The 2,744-nt window shown below is 29.2% G+C and carries 2 protein-coding genes and 2 pseudogenes; 2 read left to right on the top strand and 2 right to left on the bottom strand.

The window, feature by feature from the left end; genetic code table 11:
- Positions 1–431: pseudogene (gene resT / locus HNP68_RS06370) on the top strand (telomere resolvase ResT); the annotation flags it as partial.
- Between the two features lie 163 nt (positions 432–594).
- Complete coding sequence (locus HNP68_RS06375) at positions 595–1,290, top strand: plasmid maintenance protein (protein ID WP_235684962.1); 696 nt, start codon at positions 595–597, stop codon at positions 1,288–1,290.
- Positions 1,291–1,454: 164 nt separating this feature from the next.
- Here the strand turns inward: HNP68_RS06375 and HNP68_RS06380 are convergent, their stop codons facing one another.
- On the bottom strand, positions 1,455–2,150 hold the full coding sequence (locus HNP68_RS06380) for a plasmid maintenance protein (protein ID WP_235684962.1): 696 nt from the start codon (positions 2,148–2,150) through the stop codon (positions 1,455–1,457).
- A 163-nt stretch (positions 2,151–2,313) separates the two neighbouring features.
- Positions 2,314–2,744: pseudogene (gene resT / locus HNP68_RS06385) on the bottom strand (telomere resolvase ResT); the annotation flags it as partial.

The following is a 2,744-nucleotide window of genomic DNA, read 5'->3' as shown; positions in this document are numbered from 1 at the left end:
TTGCGCCCAAAACCATGGAAATGAATTATTGGATAACAAAAGTTTTAGGACACGAACCAAGCGACATAACAGCAGCCTTTCATTATAATCGGTATGTTTTGGACAATTTAGATGATAAAGCAGACAACAACTTATTAAAATTGCTTAATCAAAGAATTTATACATATGTTAGGCGTAAAGCCACCTATTCTATTCTTACAATGGATCGTTTAGAAGGGTTGATTAAAGAGCCTAGGATGTTTGATGATAATTATATTAAAACTTTGATTGTAATTAAAGATTTGATGTTGAAAGATAATTTAGAAACTTTAGCGATGGTTAGGGGATTGAATGTTAAAATTCGCAAAGCTTTTAAAGCTAGATACGGATACAATTATAACTACATAAAACTTACAGAATATTTATCAATAATTTTTAATCATAAATTATAGTTTTTGTTTTCTAAAATTGTGGACAATTTTTGTATTTTGTTATAACATATGATTGTTACAATTCATAGAATTAGGCAACCTTTGATTATTGCAATTGTATCTCCTGTCATTAGGAACCTTCGTTTTTTTGCTATTTGTGTTAAGGATAAGGTCGCCTTTTTCATTGTTTTTGATAAAGCGTATGGTTACAGAATATATCCTAACATCTATTTTCAAAAAACTTCACTTAGAAATTCTTGATGAGAATTCTAAAAAAACCGACCCAAATTTGAAAGAAATTTCCAATTTACGGCTTAGTTCTCATATTGGTAGAAAAAAAATTGAATACCAACGACTTCTAAAAGTATCATTGGTTTTGGAAGAAAAATATTATGAATACCAAAAAACAAAAAAGAAATACCAAGTTAGGGACATATTGGCTTGCGTAAACTCAAGGCTAGCAAAAGCTAACTACAAAAAAATAGCTAAAAGAACAATTCAGAAAGATTTACAAAAACTTATTAAAATGGGCCTAGTGGCTAACTTTTCAAGAAGTTTAGGCAAAAAAATTGGTGGCTATTCACTTTACAAGGTAAATGCTGAAATTTGGAAGCACCGCATAGAAATAATAAGGGGTTACTTTGTAAATGAAATTAGAGAATTCGTAAAAGACAAAAGAATAGTTGACATCTATAGCAAAGAAATTGACGAATACATTTTTCCAAACTCAATCGAAACAAAAGAAAATCAAAATTTGAGTGAAAAAATAAAAGACTTAATTGAAGATGAATTAAAAAACCACGTGCCCGATAAAAGAATAGTTGCGGCCACTGTCTTAAGGAAAATAGCCGATGAACTTACTTTCCTTAAGATGAATTGAACTATTATATTGAGATTCTAATTCAGCTACGCCTTTTCATATTTGCTTTGTCTAAGTATTTCATACTAAATAATAATTATATATATAATTATTATTTAGTATGAAATACTTAGACAAAGCAAATATGAAAAGGCGTAGCTGAATTAGAATCTCAATATAATAGTTCAATTCATCTTAAGGAAAGTAAGTTCATCGGCTATTTTCCTTAAGACAGTGGCCGCAACTATTCTTTTATCGGGCACGTGGTTTTTTAATTCATCTTCAATTAAGTCTTTTATTTTTTCACTCAAATTTTGATTTTCTTTTGTTTCGATTGAGTTTGGAAAAATGTATTCGTCAATTTCTTTGCTATAGATGTCAACTATTCTTTTGTCTTTTACGAATTCTCTAATTTCATTTACAAAGTAACCCCTTATTATTTCTATGCGGTGCTTCCAAATTTCAGCATTTACCTTGTAAAGTGAATAGCCACCAATTTTTTTGCCTAAACTTCTTGAAAAGTTAGCCACTAGGCCCATTTTAATAAGTTTTTGTAAATCTTTCTGAATTGTTCTTTTAGCTATTTTTTTGTAGTTAGCTTTTGCTAGCCTTGAGTTTACGCAAGCCAATATGTCCCTAACTTGGTATTTCTTTTTTGTTTTTTGGTATTCATAATATTTTTCTTCCAAAACCAATGATACTTTTAGAAGTCGTTGGTATTCAATTTTTTTTCTACCAATATGAGAACTAAGCCGTAAATTGGAAATTTCTTTCAAATTTGGGTCGGTTTTTTTAGAATTCTCATCAAGAATTTCTAAGTGAAGTTTTTTGAAAATAGATGTTAGGATATATTCTGTAACCATACGCTTTATCAAAAACAATGAAAAAGGCGACCTTATCCTTAACACAAATAGCAAAAAAACGAAGGTTCCTAATGACAGGAGATACAATTGCAATAATCAAAGGTTGCCTAATTCTATGAATTGTAACAATCATATGTTATAACAAAATACAAAAATTGTCCACAATTTTAGAAAACAAAAACTATAATTTATGATTAAAAATTATTGATAAATATTCTGTAAGTTTTATGTAGTTATAATTGTATCCGTATCTAGCTTTAAAAGCTTTGCGAATTTTAACATTCAATCCCCTAACCATCGCTAAAGTTTCTAAATTATCTTTCAACATCAAATCTTTAATTACAATCAAAGTTTTAATATAATTATCATCAAACATCCTAGGCTCTTTAATCAACCCTTCTAAACGATCCATTGTAAGAATAGAATAGGTGGCTTTACGCCTAACATATGTATAAATTCTTTGATTAAGCAATTTTAATAAGTTGTTGTCTGCTTTATCATCTAAATTGTCCAAAACATACCGATTATAATGAAAGGCTGCTGTTATGTCGCTTGGTTCGTGTCCTAAAACTTTTGTTATCCAATAATTCATTTCCATGGTTTTGGGCGCAA

The sequence above is a fragment of the Borreliella yangtzensis genome (assembly GCF_014201775.1).
Lineage (GTDB): Bacteria > Spirochaetota > Spirochaetia > Borreliales > Borreliaceae > Borreliella > Borreliella yangtzensis.
This window is presented reverse-complemented; position numbering and strand designations above follow the sequence as displayed.